The organism is Egibacteraceae bacterium (assembly GCA_035540635.1).
Lineage (GTDB): Bacteria > Actinomycetota > Nitriliruptoria > Euzebyales > Egibacteraceae > DATLGH01.
Genome location: DATLGH010000108.1, coordinates 92,609 through 107,344, shown reverse-complemented (window position 1 = coordinate 107,344; position 14,736 = coordinate 92,609). Strand labels below are relative to the sequence as shown.

Below are 14,736 nucleotides of genomic sequence, written 5' to 3'. Positions count from 1 at the left end.
CGACACGCCGATCGTGACGGTCGTCCCCGGGGCGGCGGCCCCGGGAGTCATCCGGCCAGCAGCCGTCGCCGCCGTCGTCGCCGCCGCCTCCCCCGGCACCCGCTGCTCCGCCACCCGCCGCGGCGCCTCGGCGGGCGGCGCGGCGGGTGGCGGAGCAGCGGGTGCCGGGGGAGGCGGCGGCGACGACGGCGGCGACGGCTGCTGGCCGGATGACTCCCGGGGGCGCCGCCTGTCCGGCTCGGACCCCCGGCCGCTCGACACGCCGATCGTGACGGTCGTCCCCGGGGCGGCGGCCGCGCCCTGGCGGGGGCTCTGCCACACGACGAGTCCCTGCGGTGTCCGCGCGGAAACCTGCTGGACCTGTCCGGCGAGCTTGGCCTCGGCGAGCACCGCCATCGCCTGCGCCTCGTCCATGCGGCGCACGTCGGGGACCGGCACCTCGGCCGCGGACGCGATCTGGCTCAGGCTCCCACCGCTGTGGACGAACGGAACCGGTTCCACCCCTTCGAGGGCTCGGGACATGAACGACTGCCACATCGAGGCGGGCACCGAGCCACCGGTCATCCCCCGCATCGGGATGTTCTCGCCGACGTGGCCCATCCACACCGCCGTCGACAGGACCGGCACGCCGCCGACGAACCACGCGTCGTAGCTGTTCTGCGTCGTGCCGGTCTTGCCCATGGCCTCCCAGCCGGTCAGCCGTGCCCGCGTGGCGGTGCCGCGCCGGACGACGTCCTTCATCATGCCGACGAGGGCCTCGGCCACGGCGGCGTCGACCGCGCGCTGCGGGCGGACCTCAACCCGGTACACCTCCTTGCCGCTCGCGTCGTCGACACGGTCGATCACGTGCGGGGCGGCGTAGTTGCCGTCGTTCGCGAACGTGCCGTACGCGGCTGCCATCTCGAGCGGCGTGACCCCCCGCTGCGGGCTGCCGAGCGCGATCGAGGGGTTCACGAGCCCCTCGGTCATCGCGTCCACGTTGATCCCCATCCGCCCCGCGAGGTCGAGCACCTTGTCCGGCCCCACCATGAGCATGAGCTGCGCCGCCGCCGTGTTCACGCTGCGCACGAGCGCCTCGCGCATGTCGAGGCGCCCGTAGCTCGAGTTGCCGTAGTTGCGCACCCCGCCGTCCTCGCGGCTCCAGCCGGGCACGTTGGCGAAGTACGCGGGGCTCGCACCCTGCAGCCGCGTGGTGAGGGGGAAGCCCTGCTCGAGGGCGGAGGCGTAGACGAACGGCTTGAACGCGCTCCCGGGATGGCGGCGGCCCAGCCGGGCGATGTCGAACTGGCTCTGGTGGAAGTCCGAGCCGCCGTGGAGCGCGAGGATTCTCCCGTTGCGGGGATCCACCGCCGCGATCGCCCCGGTCGGACCGTTCGGGTCGGGGAACTGGCGGGCGACCACCTCCGCGGCGATGTCCTGTAGACGTGGGTCGAGCGTCGTGTGGATCGCCAGCCCGCCGTTGAAGAGTCGCTCGATGCGATCCTGGCGCTCCTCGCCGAAGGCCGGGTTGCGGAAGAACTCGTCCTTCACCGCCTCGACGAAGTACGGCTCGGTGCTGTCCTTGGGCACGTGGTCGGCCACGACGAGCGGGACGGCCTGGCGCGGGGCCACCTCGTCCGCCGGCAGGTGGCCCGCGGCGGCCATGCCGGCGATGATCTGGTTGCGGCGGACGAGCGCGGCGTCGGGGTTGGTGCGGGGGTCGAGGGCGCTCGGGGCCCGGATGGTCCCCGCGAGCAGCGCGGCCTGCTCCACGGTGAGCTGCTCGGGCGTCGTGCGGAAGAACTCCTCGGCCGCCGCGGCGATCCCGTAGGCCCCCGAACCGAAGTACACCTGGTTGAGGTAGCGCTCGAGCAGCTCCTCCTTGGTGAACCGGCGCTCCAGCGCGATGGCGTGGAGCAGCTCGTCGAGCTTGCGCCGGACCGTCTGGTCACCGCCGACGAAGTTCGCCTTCGCGAGCTGCTGGGTGATCGTCGACCCGCCCTGGGTGATGCCCCGCGCGCGGGCGTTGGCCACGAACGCCCGGCCGATGCCCTCCACGTCGTAGCCGTCGTGGGTGTAGAACTTGCGGTCCTCGGCGGTCAAGACGGCCTGGCGGACGTGTTGGGGGATCTGCGCCAACGGCACGACCCGGCGGTCGACCTCGTCGTGGAGGACCGCGAGCACGCTGCCGTCCGCGGCGTACACGATGGAGCGCTGGTCGAGCGCCGGCAGAGCGGCGTCGTCGGGCACCGCGAGGTCGATCGCGACCGCCCCGGTGGCGCTGCGAACCGCCGTGCCGCCGAGCACGGCGAGGAGGAGGACGACGACGCCGAAGCCGACGAGGCCCGCGAGGGCGAGCGCCCCGACGCGCAGGGCGAACTCGAGGGCCGGCGGGCCGTCGTCCTCGGCGGCCTCCGGCCGCCGGACAGGCGGACGCAGCCGCTGGAGGGAACCGAGGCTCATGACCCACTAACGTTAGCGCGCGCTGCACCCGCCCGGCGGCATTCCTCGGACCCCCTACCATGCGCCCGGTGGAGGGTGCGCTGTCCGCTGGCGTCGTCCAGGGACTGGCCCTGGGCGGAGTCCTCGCTGTTGCCGCAGGTTGGAGCCGCTCCGCGCGCGGCGGCATGCTGCCGCACCTCGGTGTCGGTGCCGTCGGGGGGGTCGCCGTGGCGCTCGGGGCCCGCCTGTCGGCACTCCCCCCCGTCCTTGCGTTCGTCGTCGTGGGTGCCGCGGGGGCCGTCCTCGGCCGGCTCGCACTCCTGCTCGACGAGCGTGCCAGGGACGTGCCGCAGCGGCCCTCCGCCATCGGGGACGTCGCCGTGCTGGGCGCCGCGGTGGCCTGCGTCGGGCTGCTGGTCCCCCTCCAGGCCGCCCCGCTCGGGATGCCGCCCCTTGCAGCCGGCGCACTGCCGATGGGCGCCTCACCGGTGGGGGGGACCGGTGGCGTCGCCGGCGGGCTCGGCGCCTTCGTGCTCGGGGCGGGAGCGGCGTTCCTGCTCGTCTCCTCACGAGGGCAGCGGCTGCTTCCGGGGGGGCTGAACCCCGGCCGACGGTGGGCCGCGTCCGGAGCCGCGCTGGCGGCCAGCACCGTGCTCGCCGGAGGTGTGCTCGTGACGGCGGACGAGGCGGCGCGCGCGGTGGTCCTGGCGGGCGCGGACCCCGTGGGTCTCGCGGTCCGCGCGGCGGCGGCGGCGCTGGCGGGCCGCGGCAGCACGACGGAGGCCGCCGCCGCCGGACTCGGACTCGGCGTGGCGGAGGCGCTCGTGCGTCTCATCGACCCCACGGGCGCGACCATCCTGCTGCCCGCGATCGGCATCGCCGTCCTCAGCGTGCTGGTCGTGTCGCAGACCGCGGCGCCGGCGGCGGGCGGCGAGCGGTGAGCGTCCCCCCCGCACCCGCGAGCGGATTCCGCCGCCATCTGCCCACTGCGGGAGTCCTTCTCGCCGCGGCGGTGCTCTGGCCCTTCCTCCTCCCGACCCCGGCCGCGCACGGCACCGGCTCGCAGGCGGTGGCCCTCGTCCTCATCGGGCTCTCGCTGACCGTCACGGTCGGGTGGTTGCGGGTCGTCACGCTCTTCCAACCCGCCGCGGTGGCCGCCGGGGCGGCAGCCACCGGCGCGCTGCTCGTGCGCGGGCACGGCGCCGGCGTGGCCCTCGCCGGCGCTGCGGTCCTCGGTGGCATCGCCGGCATGCTCGCGCTCGCGCCGGCCGCCGCCGACCCGCGTCGGTGGCTGCCGGCCACCTCCCTCCTCCTCACCGTGGCCACCGGCCTGGTCGTGCCCCGCTACGTCTTCCGTCCGCTCGCGCCCCCCGCGCTGCTCGGCATGGACCTCGGCCGCCACCGCACCCTCTACTTCACGGGCCTCGCCGTGGCCGCCCTGGCCTGCGCGGTGGTGGGCGCGCTCCAGCGCGCCCGCTTCGGGCGCCGTCTGCTCACCGTCGGGGCCGGCGCTGGCGCTGGCGACGTGCCGGGCTCACCCCGCCCCTGGGTCGAGGGCGTCGCCCTGTCGGGCGCGCTGGCGGGCATCGCCGGCTGGGTCGGCATGATCCTCCACGAGGGCCTGCCGAGCCCGCTCGACTTCGCCCCGACCACCGCGATCGCCTACCTCGCGATACCGCTCCTCGGCGGCGCATGGTCGATCGCGGGAGCCCTCGTCGGCGCGGCCGTCTTCCTCCTCGCCGCGCGGATCGCCCTGGCCATGGGCCACGCCGCCGTGACGCTGCCGGCGGTACTGCTCGTCGTGGCGGCGGTGATGGGGCGCCCCGGCGGCCTTGCCGGGTGGGCGACCCGCGTCGGTGCGACCGGCCGCGCCGCGCAGCTCCTGCGCCGCCTGCGCCTCGGCTGACACCGACCCGTCGCGCCGCGCCGTCACACAGGCGCCGACGGGTCGGCCCGGTAGGCTGCCGGGGAACATGACCGAACGGCTGGAGCGCCTGCTCAACCTCGTCATCGCCCTGCGGGAGACCCGCCGGCCCATGACCGCCGAGGAGGTCCGCAGGCGCGTCGCGGGCTACGGCCAGCCCGACCACGAGGCCTTCCGCCGCATGTTCGAGCGGGACAAGGCGGACCTGCGGGCGCTCGGGGTGCCGCTCGAGACCCGGCGCGTCGACCGCTGGAGCGACCTGCAGGGCTATCGCATCGACCCACGCCACTACGACCTGCCGGAGGTGCGCCTCGACCGCGACGAGCTGGCCGCACTCGCGCTCGCGCTACAGGCTACCGGCCTCGTCGACGAGGCCGGCGTCGGACTGCTCAAGCTCGAGGTCGACGCCGGCGAAGCGGCGCCCCACAGTCCGCGACCGGTCGTGGGCGTCGCGTTCGAGGCGCCCCCGCACCGGGAGGTGCTCCTCGCGGCCCAGCTCACCCGCGCGCCCGTGCGCTTCCGCTACCGTCCCCCCGGACGCGAGCCGTCGGCGCGCACGGTCGACCCCCACGCGCTCGTGCACCGTCGCGGCCGCTGGTACCTCGTCGGCCACGACCACGACCGCGGGGAGAGCAGGGCCTTCCGGCTCGACCGCATCGCCGGCAAGGTCACCATGGCAGGCGAGCCGGGCGCCTTCCCACCGCCGCCCGCGGTGGACGTCGATGACGTCGTTCCCGCTCCAGCGCCCGGAGGACCGGAGACGGCGGAGGTCGTCGCCGCGCCTGAGGTCGCCTGGCTCGTCGCGCGCCGGGCGCGAGGGGGCGGGCGTCCCGACGCCGGCGGCTGGACCGCGTACACCGTCGCCGTCGGGGACCGCGGGGACTTCCTGCGCTGGGTGCTCGAGCTCGGGCCTGATCTCGAGGTGCGCGGCCCCGCCGAACTGCGGGCCGAGGTCGTCGAGCGCCTCCAGCGGGCGGCGGGAGGGGGCCGGTGAGCCGCCCGGCGAGCACGCTCCAGCGCCTCGAGCGCATCCTCACCATGGTTCCCTGGCTGCTCGACCACCCCGGGGCGAGCGTCGAGGAGGTCACCGCCCGATTCGGTCTGTCGAGGGACGAGCTCAGCAGCGATCTCGACATCCTCGGCTACTGTGGGCTGCCCGGCTACGGGGGCGGCGACCTCGTCGAGGCGTGGATCGTCGGCGACCGGGTGACCGTGCGGATGGCCGACTTCTTCAGCCGGCCGTTGCGGCTCAGCCTCCGCGAGGCCCTCACCCTGCTGCTCGCCGCCCGAGCCCTGTCCGGTGTGGCCGCGTTCCCCGAGTCCCCGGCGCTGGCCACGGCCGAGCGCAAGCTCACCGACCTGCTCGGCGCCTCGGTGGCGGAGGCCCCCGTGCGGCGCGAGCGCGACGACGAGCCGGTCTCGCCGCGCATCGCCGTCGACCTCCGGGCGCAGGGCGACGAGCACCTGCCGGCCCTGCGCGAGGCCGTCGTCGAGGGGCGGGTCGTGCGCATCACCTACCGTTCCGCCTCCAAGGCGGAGGTCACCCGCCGCGAGGTGGAGCCCTGGGGTCTGTCCGGATCCCTCGGCTCGTGGTACCTGCAGGGCTACTGCCGTCTCGTGCAGGGACCCCGCGACTTCCGCCTCGACCGCATCCGCGACCTCGAGGTCACCGACGAGGTGACCGACGCCGGGGAGCGACCGGCGCTGCCGCCGCCGGCCTACCAACCCGCCGAGCACCACGAACAGGTCGTGCTCGACCTCGACGTGCGCGCCTGGTGGGTGGCCGAGTGGGCCGTGGTCGAGGACGCCACCGACCGCGGTGACGTCCGCCGCGTCACCCTGCGTACCGGCGAGCGCGAGTGGATCGCCCGTCTCGTCCTGGGGCTCGGGGACGCGGTCCGCGTCGTCGAGCCGCCCGAGCTCACCGAGGCCGTCGCCGCGCTCGCCCGGCGCACCCTGGCCCGCTACCGGGCCGGCGACGGTCCGTGAAGTTGCTCAAGGCACATGGTCCGCGAACCGACATACGTCATGAGCCCGACGGGTGTTGGATGGAGGGACCGACGATGACGACCATCAAGACGCACTGCCCCGCCTGCGGAGAGGTCGAGCTGGCGCCGGACGACATCGAGCTCCGGGCCGACGCCGACGCGGGCCCGGAGTCCTTCTACGCGTTCGGGTGCCCCGGATGCCGGCTGCATGTCCGCAAGCGCGCCGACGAGCGCGTCGTCCGCCTGCTCGTCACCGCCGGGGTGCCGTGCCTCTCGCTGAACCCCAGCCGCGCGGGCGGGCCTGCGATCACCTGCGACGACCTCCTCGACTTCCACGCCCTGCTCGCCACCGACGGCTGGTTCGACCGGCTCCTGGAGCTCGTCGAGCACTGAGACCGGCGGTCGGCGGCTAGACTCGCCGCCGTGTTGCGCCGTCCGATCCCATCGCCAGGCTGACGCCATGCCGGTGTTCGTCGTTGTAGCGCTCAGCCTCGCGGTCCTGTCCGTGGCAGCCGTCGTGCTCTCGGCCCTGCAGGTGAAGGCGGCCATCGGTGCCCTCGCCGCAGCGATGAGGACCACCGGGAACCGTCTGCGCCCCCTCGTCGACGAGCTCGCGGAGGAGGCGGCGGTCGCGGCGACCGAGCTCGAGGCGATCGCCGAGACCTGGAACGCCCGCCGCCGAAGGCCCGGGCGAGCCGCGCACCCTCGCGTACACTGACGGGGGAGGCTGGCGCCGGCGCCGGCAGGAAGCTGGGGACACCGATGTTCGCGATCACTCCACCAGGCGGGCCAGAGTGGATCATCATCCTGCTCGTCTTCGTGCTGCTCTTCGGCGCCAAGAAGCTCCCCGAGCTCGGCAGCTCCGTCGGCAAGAGCATCAAGAACTTCAAGAGGGGCCTCGGTGAGGGCAAGGAGGACGCCCCCGGCGAGGCCGGTGCAGCCGAGCAGGTGACCGAGCACACCTCGCGCAACCCGGAGCAGTAAGCCCTTCGCCATGACCGCGACCGCGACGCCACGCGACGCGGGGGGTGACAGCGCGCCGCCGGCCCCCGGCGAGATGACGCTGTTCGAGCACCTCAACGAGCTGCGCTCACGCCTGTTCAAGTCCGCCGTGGCCGTCGTGCTCGGCTTCCTCGTCGGGTTCCTCTTCCGCCACCAGGTCTTCTCGGTCCTCATCAGGCCCTACTGCGAGCTCGACCCGGCGCTGCGGGCCGGCTCGCAGATCTTTGACGCCGAGCGTTGCCAGCTCATCGTGACCGAGCCGCTCGCGATGTTCTTCCTCAGCCTGAAGGCCGCGGCGGTCGTGGCCGTCGTGCTCGCCGCCCCCTACGTGTGCTACCAGATCTGGCGCTTCGTCACGCCGGGGCTCGAGCCCGTCGAGCGCAAGTACGCCCTGCCCTTCGTCGTGATCAGCCAGCTGCTGTTCGTCGGCGGTGCGGTGTTCAGCTACATCGTGATCCCCCGCGGCCTCGAGTTCCTGCTGTCGCTCGCCGGCGAGGACGTCGTCGCGCTGCTCGACGCGAACGCCTATCTCGGGTTCATGCTCCAGGTCATGATCAGCTTCGGGCTTGCGTTCGAGTTTCCCCTCGTGCTCGTCATGCTGTCGCTCATGGGCGTGGTGACCGCTGCGTCCCTCCGGCGCTGGCGCCGCCACGCGCTGTTCGGCACCTTCGTGGCCGCGGCGATCATCACGCCGACCCAGGACCCGCTGACCATGGCGCTGATGGCCGCCCCGCTCGTGGCGTTCTACGAGCTGTCCATCCTCGTCGCCCGCTACGTCGAGCGCCGCCGCCGGCGCCAGGAGGCGCTCAGCTCCGCGTGACGGACCCCGCACCGGTCCCTGCCGCGCCGTACGCGGTCTTCGCCGCCGCCTACGGCTTCGCGCTCGACCACTTCCAGATCGCCGGCATCACCGCGCTCGCCGAGGAGCGCTCGTGCCTCGTCGCCGCGCCCACCGGCGCCGGCAAGACGGTCGTGGGCGAGTACGCGGTGTGGCGGGCGCTCGAGCGCGGCGGCAAGTGCTTCTACACCACACCGATCAAGGCGCTGTCGAACCAGAAGTTCCACGACCTGACCCGCCGCCACGGTGCGGAGAAGGTCGGCCTGCTCACCGGCGACAACGTCGTGAACGGCGAAGCCCCCGTCGTCGTCATGACGACCGAGGTGCTCCGCAACATGCTCTACGAGGGGTCGTCGACGCTCACCGGCCTGCACGCCGTCGTCCTCGACGAGGTCCACTACCTCGCCGACCGCGAGCGGGGAGCGGTGTGGGAGGAGGTCATCATCCAGCTGCCGATGAGCGTGCAGCTGGCCTGCCTGTCGGCGACCGTCTCCAACGCAGAGGAGTTCGGCGCCTGGCTGAGCAGCGTGCGCGACTCGTGCGACGTCGTCATCTCCGAGTACCGGCCGGTCCCGCTCGAGCACCACTACGCCGTCAACGACGGCGTGTACCCCGTCTTCCGGGCCGGCAAGAAGGGCGGGAAGGCGCCCTCGCCCGAGCGCGTGGCCGCCGCCAGGCAGGCGCAGGGCGGCGTGGCCAACCCCGAGGTGCTCATGCTCGAGCGGCGTGCCGGCGCCACGGGGCGCCCGTCGCGGCGCGGCTACCGCCAGCACAGCGGGATGCGGCTGCGCCCCCCGCGCCGCAGCGAGCTCGCGCTCGAGCTGCGCCGGCGCAAGTGGCTGCCCGCGATCGTCTTCATCTTCTCGCGCGCCGGCTGCAGCGACGCCGTCGAGCAGCTCGTGCGCGACGGCGTGCGGCTCACGAACCGCGCCGAGGCCGACGAGATCCGCGCCGTCGTCGCCGCGCGCACGGCCGACCTGCCACCGGAGGACCTCCGCGCGCTCGGGTTCGCCGAGTGGGCGGCCGCCCTCGACCTCGGCATCGCCGCCCACCACGCCGGCATGGTTCCGGTGTTCAAGGAGACCGTCGAGGAGCTGTTCGTCCGCAACCTCGTGAAGATCTGCTTCGCCACGGAGACGCTCGCACTCGGGATCAACATGCCGGCGCGCACGGTCGTCATCGAGCGTCTCGAGAAGTGGAACGGCCAGCGCCACGAGCTGCTGACGCCCGGCCAGTTCACCCAGCTGACCGGCCGGGCCGGCCGCCGCGGCCTCGACCCGGTCGGTCACGCCGTCGTGCTCTACCAGCGCGACGTCGACTTCCCGACGGTCGCGTCCCTCGTCGGCCGGCGCGTCGAGCCCCTGCAGTCGAGCTTCGCACCCTCCTACAACATGGCCGTCAACCTCCTGCGCCGCCACGACCGCGTGGAGGCAGAGGGGCTGCTGGCCCGCTCGTTCGCCCAGTTCCAGGCGGACGCGACCGTCGCCGGCGACGAGGCGCGACTCGCCCGCAACCGCGAGGCGCTCGCCGGCTACGCGGAGAACCTGCACTCCGAGGCGGGCAGCTTCGCCGAGTACTGGGCACTGCGCCGTGAGCTGTCCCGGCTGGAGTCCTCAGGAGCGAAGGAGCGACGCCGCAGAGCCGGCGAGGACGTCGAGGCGGGCCTCGCGTCGCTGCGCGAGGGCGACGTCATCGTCCTGCCCGGCGGCGGCTCGGACCGCCGTGTGGCCGCGGTCGTCTCCCGCACCGTCAGCCGCTCGGGAACCCCGCTCGTCGGGGTCGTGACCGACGACCGCAAGCTCCTGCGCCTCGGGCCCCGCGAGTTCGACGGGCCGCCCCGCCAGGCCGGCTGGATCCCACTGCCGCACGTGGGAGGGCCGCGGCAGAGCGCCTACCGCAAGGAGGTCGCCCAGGCGCTGCGGGCCGTCGAGGCGCCGCCGCCGGCCCGGGGGGACGGTGGACGCCGGGCGGACCCCGCCGTCGCGGCGCGTGTCGCCGAGCTGCGCGCGGCTCTGCGCGCGCACCCGGTGCACGCCGACCCGCGCCTGCCCGACATCGAGGTGTGGGCACGCCGCCACGACGACCTCGTCGAGGAGACCGAGCGCATAGAGCGGCGCGTCCGCCGGCGCACCGGGTCGCTCGTGCGCCAGCTCGACCGCATCATCGGGGTGCTCACCGCACTGGACTACCTCACCGGCGACCGGCAGGACCCCCGGCCCACCCCCGACGGGCTGCTCCTCGCCGGGCTCTACGCCGAGACCGACCTCGTGCTCGCCGAGGCGCTGCGCGAGGGTCTGCTCGACGCGCTCGACCCGTCGGAGCTCGCGGCGGTGGCGAGCGTCTTCGTCTACGAGAGCCGGCTGAGGGAACCTCCGCCGCCGAACCTGCCGATCCCGGCGGTGCGCGCGGCCTACGACAGGATCGTGGCCGTGTGGGAGGACGTCACCGCCCGCGAGGAGGCGGCGTCGCTGCCCCCGACGCGCCCGCCCGACCCGGGGTTCGCCGACATCGTGTGGCGCTGGGCGCAGGGCGCCGCGCTCGACGAGGCGCTCGGCGACTACGAGCTCACCGCGGGCGACTTCGTGCGGAACGTGAAGCAGGTGAACGACGTGCTGCGCCAGCTGCGCGACGTCGCCGACGGCTCCTTCGCCACCGACGCGCACCGCGCGGCGCGCTCGCTGGTCCGGGGGGTCGTCGCCTACACCGGCCTGTAGCCGCGCGGCCGAGGGCCGCGCGGCTACGTCCCGGCGGAGTGCCGGTCTACAGGCGGTTGCGCTGGCTCTCGTTGAACCAGCTCACGCACTGGCCCTGGTTGCGGAAGCGCTGGTTGTTCGGCGAGTTGAACCGACGCCAGCCGTCGTTCTTGCACTCGTCCTTCGTCTCCGGCGACGCCACACCCCAGTCGCAGCGCCCGTCGAAGCCCGGCGAGTTCGTGACCTGGACGACGTTCGAGCCGTCGGCGTCCATGACGTAGACGTTGTTCACGCCGCCGACGAGTCCCGTGTAGGCGATCTTCGTCCCGTCGGGCGACCACACCGGGAAGTACGTGTGGTTCCCGGAGGCCGTGGTGTTGTAGGTGATCTGCTGGACGTTGGAGCCGTCGGCGTCCATCACGAAGATGTTCAGGGGCCCCGTCCGCCGGCTGTGGAAGGCGATCTTGCTGCCGTCGGGGGAGTAGGACGGGTGCGCGTCCTCGCCCGGGGAGAACGTCAACCGCCGCTGGTCGCTGCCGTCGATGTTCATGTCGTAGATCTCGTGGTCCAGGTCACGGTTGGAGTTGAACGCGATCCGCCCCTGCGGCGAGATGTCGGCGAGCGCGTCCTGGAAGTTGTTGTGAGTGAGCCGCGTCTGGTTGCTGCCGTCGGCGTTCATGATGAAGATCTCGAGGGCGCTGTGCCCGGGCCCGGGCACAGCGGCCGGGAACCGCGCGCTGTGGAACACGATCTGGCTTCCGTCCGGCGACCAGTTCGTGCCGCGGTCCTCGGGAGGACCGTTGAAGGTGAGGCGCGTGACGCCGGTGCCGTCGGCGTTCATGACGTAGACCTCCGAGCCGTCGTCGCGGAAGCTCTCGAAGGCGATCTTCGTGCCGTCGGGCGACCACGACGGGTCGCCGTCGCGCGTCGGCAGGTCGGTGAGGATCCGCTCGTCGGTGCCGTCGGGGTTGATGGTGTAGACCTGCGGGCGCATGACACCGTCGGCGTCGGGTCGTCCGCCCTCGCAGGCGAGCCGCCCGTTCGCGCCCGGGGCGACCGCCCCGGCCGGTGGCGCCTGGAGGACGAGGGCCGGCAGCACGCTCGCGACGAGCAGGAGCACGAGCCCCCGTCGGCGCGCGTGTGCAGGCAGGATGGCAAGCGGTGTGTGCATGGTGGGCTCCCCCCAGTAGATGACGATTCCCGCTGCGGGCATGTTCACCCGGCCGGTGGCCCCCTGCAATAGATGTATCCCACATCTAGAGACCACGAGCGCCCCGTCGGGGGGTGGTGGAGGCGGCCGGTAGCATCACGGCATGTGGACCCTCGAGGCTGGGCTCCTCGCCGAGCTCGCCGGGCTGGTCGGTCCGGGGCAGGTGAGCACCGAGCCGGGCGAGCTCGCCGCGCATGCCCGTGACTGCTGGCCGCGGCTCATGATGCGCGAGCGCGCGGGGGAGGACCTGCCGCGGCCGGCCGCCGTCGTGTGGCCGGTGCACACGGAGGAGGCCGCGGCGCTCTACCGCTGGGCGTCGCGGCGCCACGTGGCGCTCGTCCCGTTCGGTGGCGGGGGCGGCGTGGTCGGCGGCGCCGCGCCGGTGCCCGGGTGCGTGGCGGTCGACACGAAGCGCATGAACCGCATCGTCGGGCTCGACGAGCTGTCGGGTCACGTCGTCGTCCAGCCCGGGGTCATCGGCCAGAACCTCGAGGAGTGGCTCGGGCCGCGGGGGTGGACCCTCGGGCACTTCCCGAGCTCGATCACCCTGTCGAGCGTCGGCGGGTTCGCCGCGGCGCGCTCCGCCGGGCAGCTGTCGACGAAGTACGGCACCTTCCCCGCGATGGTGGCCGGTGTGGAGGCGGTCCTGCCCGACGGCAGCGTCGTGCGCCGCCGGGCCCAGCCCGCGTCTGCGGCCGGCCCCGACCTCACCGGCCTGCTGCTCGGCGCCGAGGGCACGCTCGGTCTGCTCACCGAGCTGACCCTGCGCGTCCACCCCAAGCCCGAGGTGATGGCGTTCGCCGGCTACGCGCTCCCTTCGTTTCCGGCGGGCCTCGCGGTGCTCCGCGCGCTGCTCCGCCGGGGGCTGCGCCCGGCGGTGCTGCGCCTGTACGACGACACCGAGACGCGGGCGAACCACGCCGACGAGACCGCCGAGGGCTGCCTGCTCGTCGCGGTCTGCGAGGGCTGGTCGGAGCTCGTAGCGCTCGAGGACCGGGCGGTGCGCGAGACGGTCGCCGCGCACGGCGGCACGGACCTCGGCGAGGGGCCGGCGCGCCGGTGGCACGCGCACCGCTACGACGTGAGCTACCGCCTCGCGGACATCATCAAGCCTGGGGGCGTCTTCGGCGACGCGGTCGCCGTGGACACCTGCGAGGTCGCCGCCCCGTGGGGACGCCTGCAGCCCACCTACGAGGCGGTCCGCTCCGCGCTCGGCGCGCACATGGACCTCGTTCTCTGCCACGCGAGCCACGCCTACCCCGACGGGGCGGCGCTCTACTTCACGTTCGGCGCCGCGGGAGGAGCCGCCGCCGCGGCGGCCGGGCACGACGGCGGAGGGCTGGGAGAGGCCGAGGTTCGCGTGTGTGAACGCTACGACGCCGCCTGGGCCGGCGCCCTCGACGCCACCGTGGCCGCCGGCGCGACCATCAGCCACCACCACGGCGTCGGTGTCCTGCGCGCGCCGTGGCTCGCGGCGGAGCTCGGCGCCGGCGGGATGGCGATGCTCCGCCAGGTCAAGGCGGCGCTCGACCCGGCGGGCATCGCGAACCCCGGCAAGCTCGGGCTCGCGCCGGAGGTGCCCGCGTGACCCCTCCGCACCTGCCCACGATCGCCGACGTGCGCGCCGCCGCGGAGCACTGCTCCTACAACGCGAAGCTGTGCCGCTTCGCCTGTCCGGTCGCCACCGCCACGGGCAAGGAGTCGGTGACCCCCTGGGGGATCAACCGCGCCATCGCCGCGGCGGCGCAGGCAGGTGCGGTGAACGGGGCGACCGCCGCGGCGGTGTACGGCTGCACCGGGTGCCGCGCGTGTGGGGGCGTGTGCCTGCCGGGGCTCGACCTGCCGACCCACGTGCGCGCCGCGCGCGCCGAGGTCGTCGCCGCCGGACTGGCGCCCCCCGGCGTCGACGCGGCTGCCGGCCGTGCCCGCACGCCCGCCGAGGAGCTCGTCGCCGGCGCGACGCGGGGCGCGGGGACCGTCGTGTACCCCGGGTGCCGCTCAGCGGACGGCGCCGCCGTCGCGGCCCTCCTCGCCGCCGTGGACGAGCCCTACGACGTCGTGCGCGAGCCCACCTGCTGCGGCGCCCGCAGCATCGACGTCGGCCTCGCCGAACGGGGTCTGGGGGAGGCCGCGCAGCTCGCCGGTCACCTCGCCGGCGCGGACAGGGTCGTCGTCGCTGACCCGCACTGCGCGCGGTTGCTGCGCACCGACCACGCCGACGACCGTGTCGTCGCCCTGCCCGTCTTCCTCGCCGATCTGCTCGACCGGCTCGGCCCCTGCCTACGGCCGACCGCGACGGGGCGCCGGGTCGCCTGGCACGACCCGTGCTGGCTCGGTCGCGGCATGGCCGCCTACCAGGAACCCCGCGCGCTGCTCGTCGCCACGGGCGCCGAGGTGGTCGAGCCCGCCCACACCCGCGAGCACGCGCGGTGCACCGGCGGTGGCATGGGCTACGCGGAGGTCGACCCCCCGGCCGCGGGGGCCATCCTCGCCGCCCGCGCCGCCGACCTGCGCTGCGCGCTCGACGGTGCGGCGACGGTCGTCACCGCATGCCCGACGGCGGCCGACCGGCTGCGACGCGCCGGCCTCGACGCCCATGACCTGTCCGGCTGGCTGGCCGGCCTCCTCCCCGCGGGGCGTCTATGACCCAGGCTGGAGCA

The 14,736-nt window shown here is 74.5% G+C and carries 13 protein-coding genes; 11 read left to right on the top strand and 2 right to left on the bottom strand.

Going from position 1 to position 14,736, the window contains the following annotated elements:
• A partial coding sequence (locus VM324_16750) for a transglycosylase domain-containing protein (protein ID HVM00941.1) occupies window positions 1-2,442 on the bottom strand: 2,442 nt, incomplete at its 3' end.
• A 59-nt stretch (window positions 2,443-2,501) separates the two neighbouring features.
• Here VM324_16750 and VM324_16745 point away from each other — a divergent pair.
• From VM324_16745 to VM324_16705, 9 genes are all read left to right on the top strand, one after another.
• Complete coding sequence (locus tag VM324_16745) at window positions 2,502-3,362, top strand: hypothetical protein (GenBank protein HVM00940.1); 861 nt, start codon at window positions 2,502-2,504, stop codon at window positions 3,360-3,362.
• The gene (locus VM324_16740; protein HVM00939.1) at window positions 3,359-4,327 is read left to right on the top strand and encodes a hypothetical protein; all 969 of its coding nucleotides are present in this window, start codon (window positions 3,359-3,361) and stop codon (window positions 4,325-4,327) included. Before VM324_16745 ends, VM324_16740 begins: the two co-directional genes overlap by 4 nt.
• A gap of 67 nt (window positions 4,328-4,394) precedes the next feature.
• Window positions 4,395-5,339 carry a WYL domain-containing protein gene (locus VM324_16735; GenBank protein ID HVM00938.1) on the top strand — a complete coding sequence of 315 codons (945 nt, stop codon included), beginning with the start codon at window positions 4,395-4,397 and terminating at the stop codon, window positions 5,337-5,339.
• Entirely contained in the window at window positions 5,336-6,334 is a 999-nt protein-coding gene (locus tag VM324_16730; GenBank protein HVM00937.1) for a WYL domain-containing protein, read from the top strand. Before VM324_16735 ends, VM324_16730 begins: the two co-directional genes overlap by 4 nt.
• A 74-nt stretch (window positions 6,335-6,408) precedes the next feature.
• Window positions 6,409-6,726, top strand: a complete 318-nt coding sequence (locus VM324_16725; GenBank protein HVM00936.1) for a hypothetical protein — start codon at window positions 6,409-6,411, stop codon at window positions 6,724-6,726.
• A gap of 67 nt (window positions 6,727-6,793) precedes the next feature.
• Window positions 6,794-7,051, top strand: a complete 258-nt coding sequence (locus VM324_16720; GenBank protein HVM00935.1) for a hypothetical protein — start codon at window positions 6,794-6,796, stop codon at window positions 7,049-7,051.
• Window positions 7,052-7,095: 44 nt separating this feature from the next.
• A complete protein-coding gene (locus VM324_16715; protein ID HVM00934.1) occupies window positions 7,096-7,317 on the top strand; it encodes a twin-arginine translocase TatA/TatE family subunit in 222 nt (73 codons plus the stop codon).
• A gap of 10 nt (window positions 7,318-7,327) precedes the next feature.
• Complete coding sequence (gene tatC, locus VM324_16710) at window positions 7,328-8,155, top strand: twin-arginine translocase subunit TatC (protein HVM00933.1); 828 nt, start codon at window positions 7,328-7,330, stop codon at window positions 8,153-8,155.
• Window positions 8,152-10,887 carry a DEAD/DEAH box helicase gene (locus VM324_16705; protein ID HVM00932.1) on the top strand — a complete coding sequence of 912 codons (2,736 nt, stop codon included), beginning with the start codon at window positions 8,152-8,154 and terminating at the stop codon, window positions 10,885-10,887. The genes tatC and VM324_16705 overlap by 4 nt, the downstream gene beginning before the upstream one ends.
• A gap of 46 nt (window positions 10,888-10,933) precedes the next feature.
• On the opposite strand, the gene VM324_16700 is transcribed toward VM324_16705, so the two are convergent.
• Window positions 10,934-12,106: a hypothetical protein gene (locus tag VM324_16700; GenBank protein HVM00931.1), complete on the bottom strand. Its 1,173-nt coding sequence runs from the start codon at window positions 12,104-12,106 to the stop codon at window positions 10,934-10,936.
• A gap of 73 nt (window positions 12,107-12,179) precedes the next feature.
• Here VM324_16700 and VM324_16695 point away from each other — a divergent pair, with 73 nt between their 5' ends.
• Together VM324_16695 and VM324_16690 are read left to right on the top strand one after the other, a co-directional pair.
• Complete coding sequence (locus VM324_16695) at window positions 12,180-13,664, top strand: FAD-binding oxidoreductase (GenBank protein HVM00930.1); 1,485 nt, start codon at window positions 12,180-12,182, stop codon at window positions 13,662-13,664.
• Window positions 13,661-14,722 (top strand): (Fe-S)-binding protein, encoded by a 1,062-nt coding sequence (locus tag VM324_16690; protein HVM00929.1) that lies wholly within the window; start codon window positions 13,661-13,663, stop codon window positions 14,720-14,722. Before VM324_16695 ends, VM324_16690 begins: the two co-directional genes overlap by 4 nt.
• Window positions 14,723-14,736: the final 14 nt, after the last annotated feature.

What these genes read in the sequence shown, in the direction of transcription:
- VM324_16745 (HVM00940.1), top strand. Translation starts at nt 2,502, where the DNA reads ATGCGCCCGGTGGAGGGTGCGCTGTCCGCTGGCGTCGTCCAGGGACTG.
- VM324_16735 (HVM00938.1), top strand. Translation starts at nt 4,395, where the DNA reads ATGACCGAACGGCTGGAGCGCCTGCTCAACCTCGTCATCGCCCTGCGG.
- VM324_16725 (HVM00936.1), top strand. Translation starts at nt 6,409, where the DNA reads ATGACGACCATCAAGACGCACTGCCCCGCCTGCGGAGAGGTCGAGCTG.
- VM324_16720 (HVM00935.1), top strand. Translation starts at nt 6,794, where the DNA reads ATGCCGGTGTTCGTCGTTGTAGCGCTCAGCCTCGCGGTCCTGTCCGTG.
- VM324_16715 (HVM00934.1), top strand. Translation starts at nt 7,096, where the DNA reads ATGTTCGCGATCACTCCACCAGGCGGGCCAGAGTGGATCATCATCCTG.
- tatC (HVM00933.1), top strand. Translation starts at nt 7,328, where the DNA reads ATGACCGCGACCGCGACGCCACGCGACGCGGGGGGTGACAGCGCGCCG.
- VM324_16695 (HVM00930.1), top strand. Translation starts at nt 12,180, where the DNA reads ATGTGGACCCTCGAGGCTGGGCTCCTCGCCGAGCTCGCCGGGCTGGTC.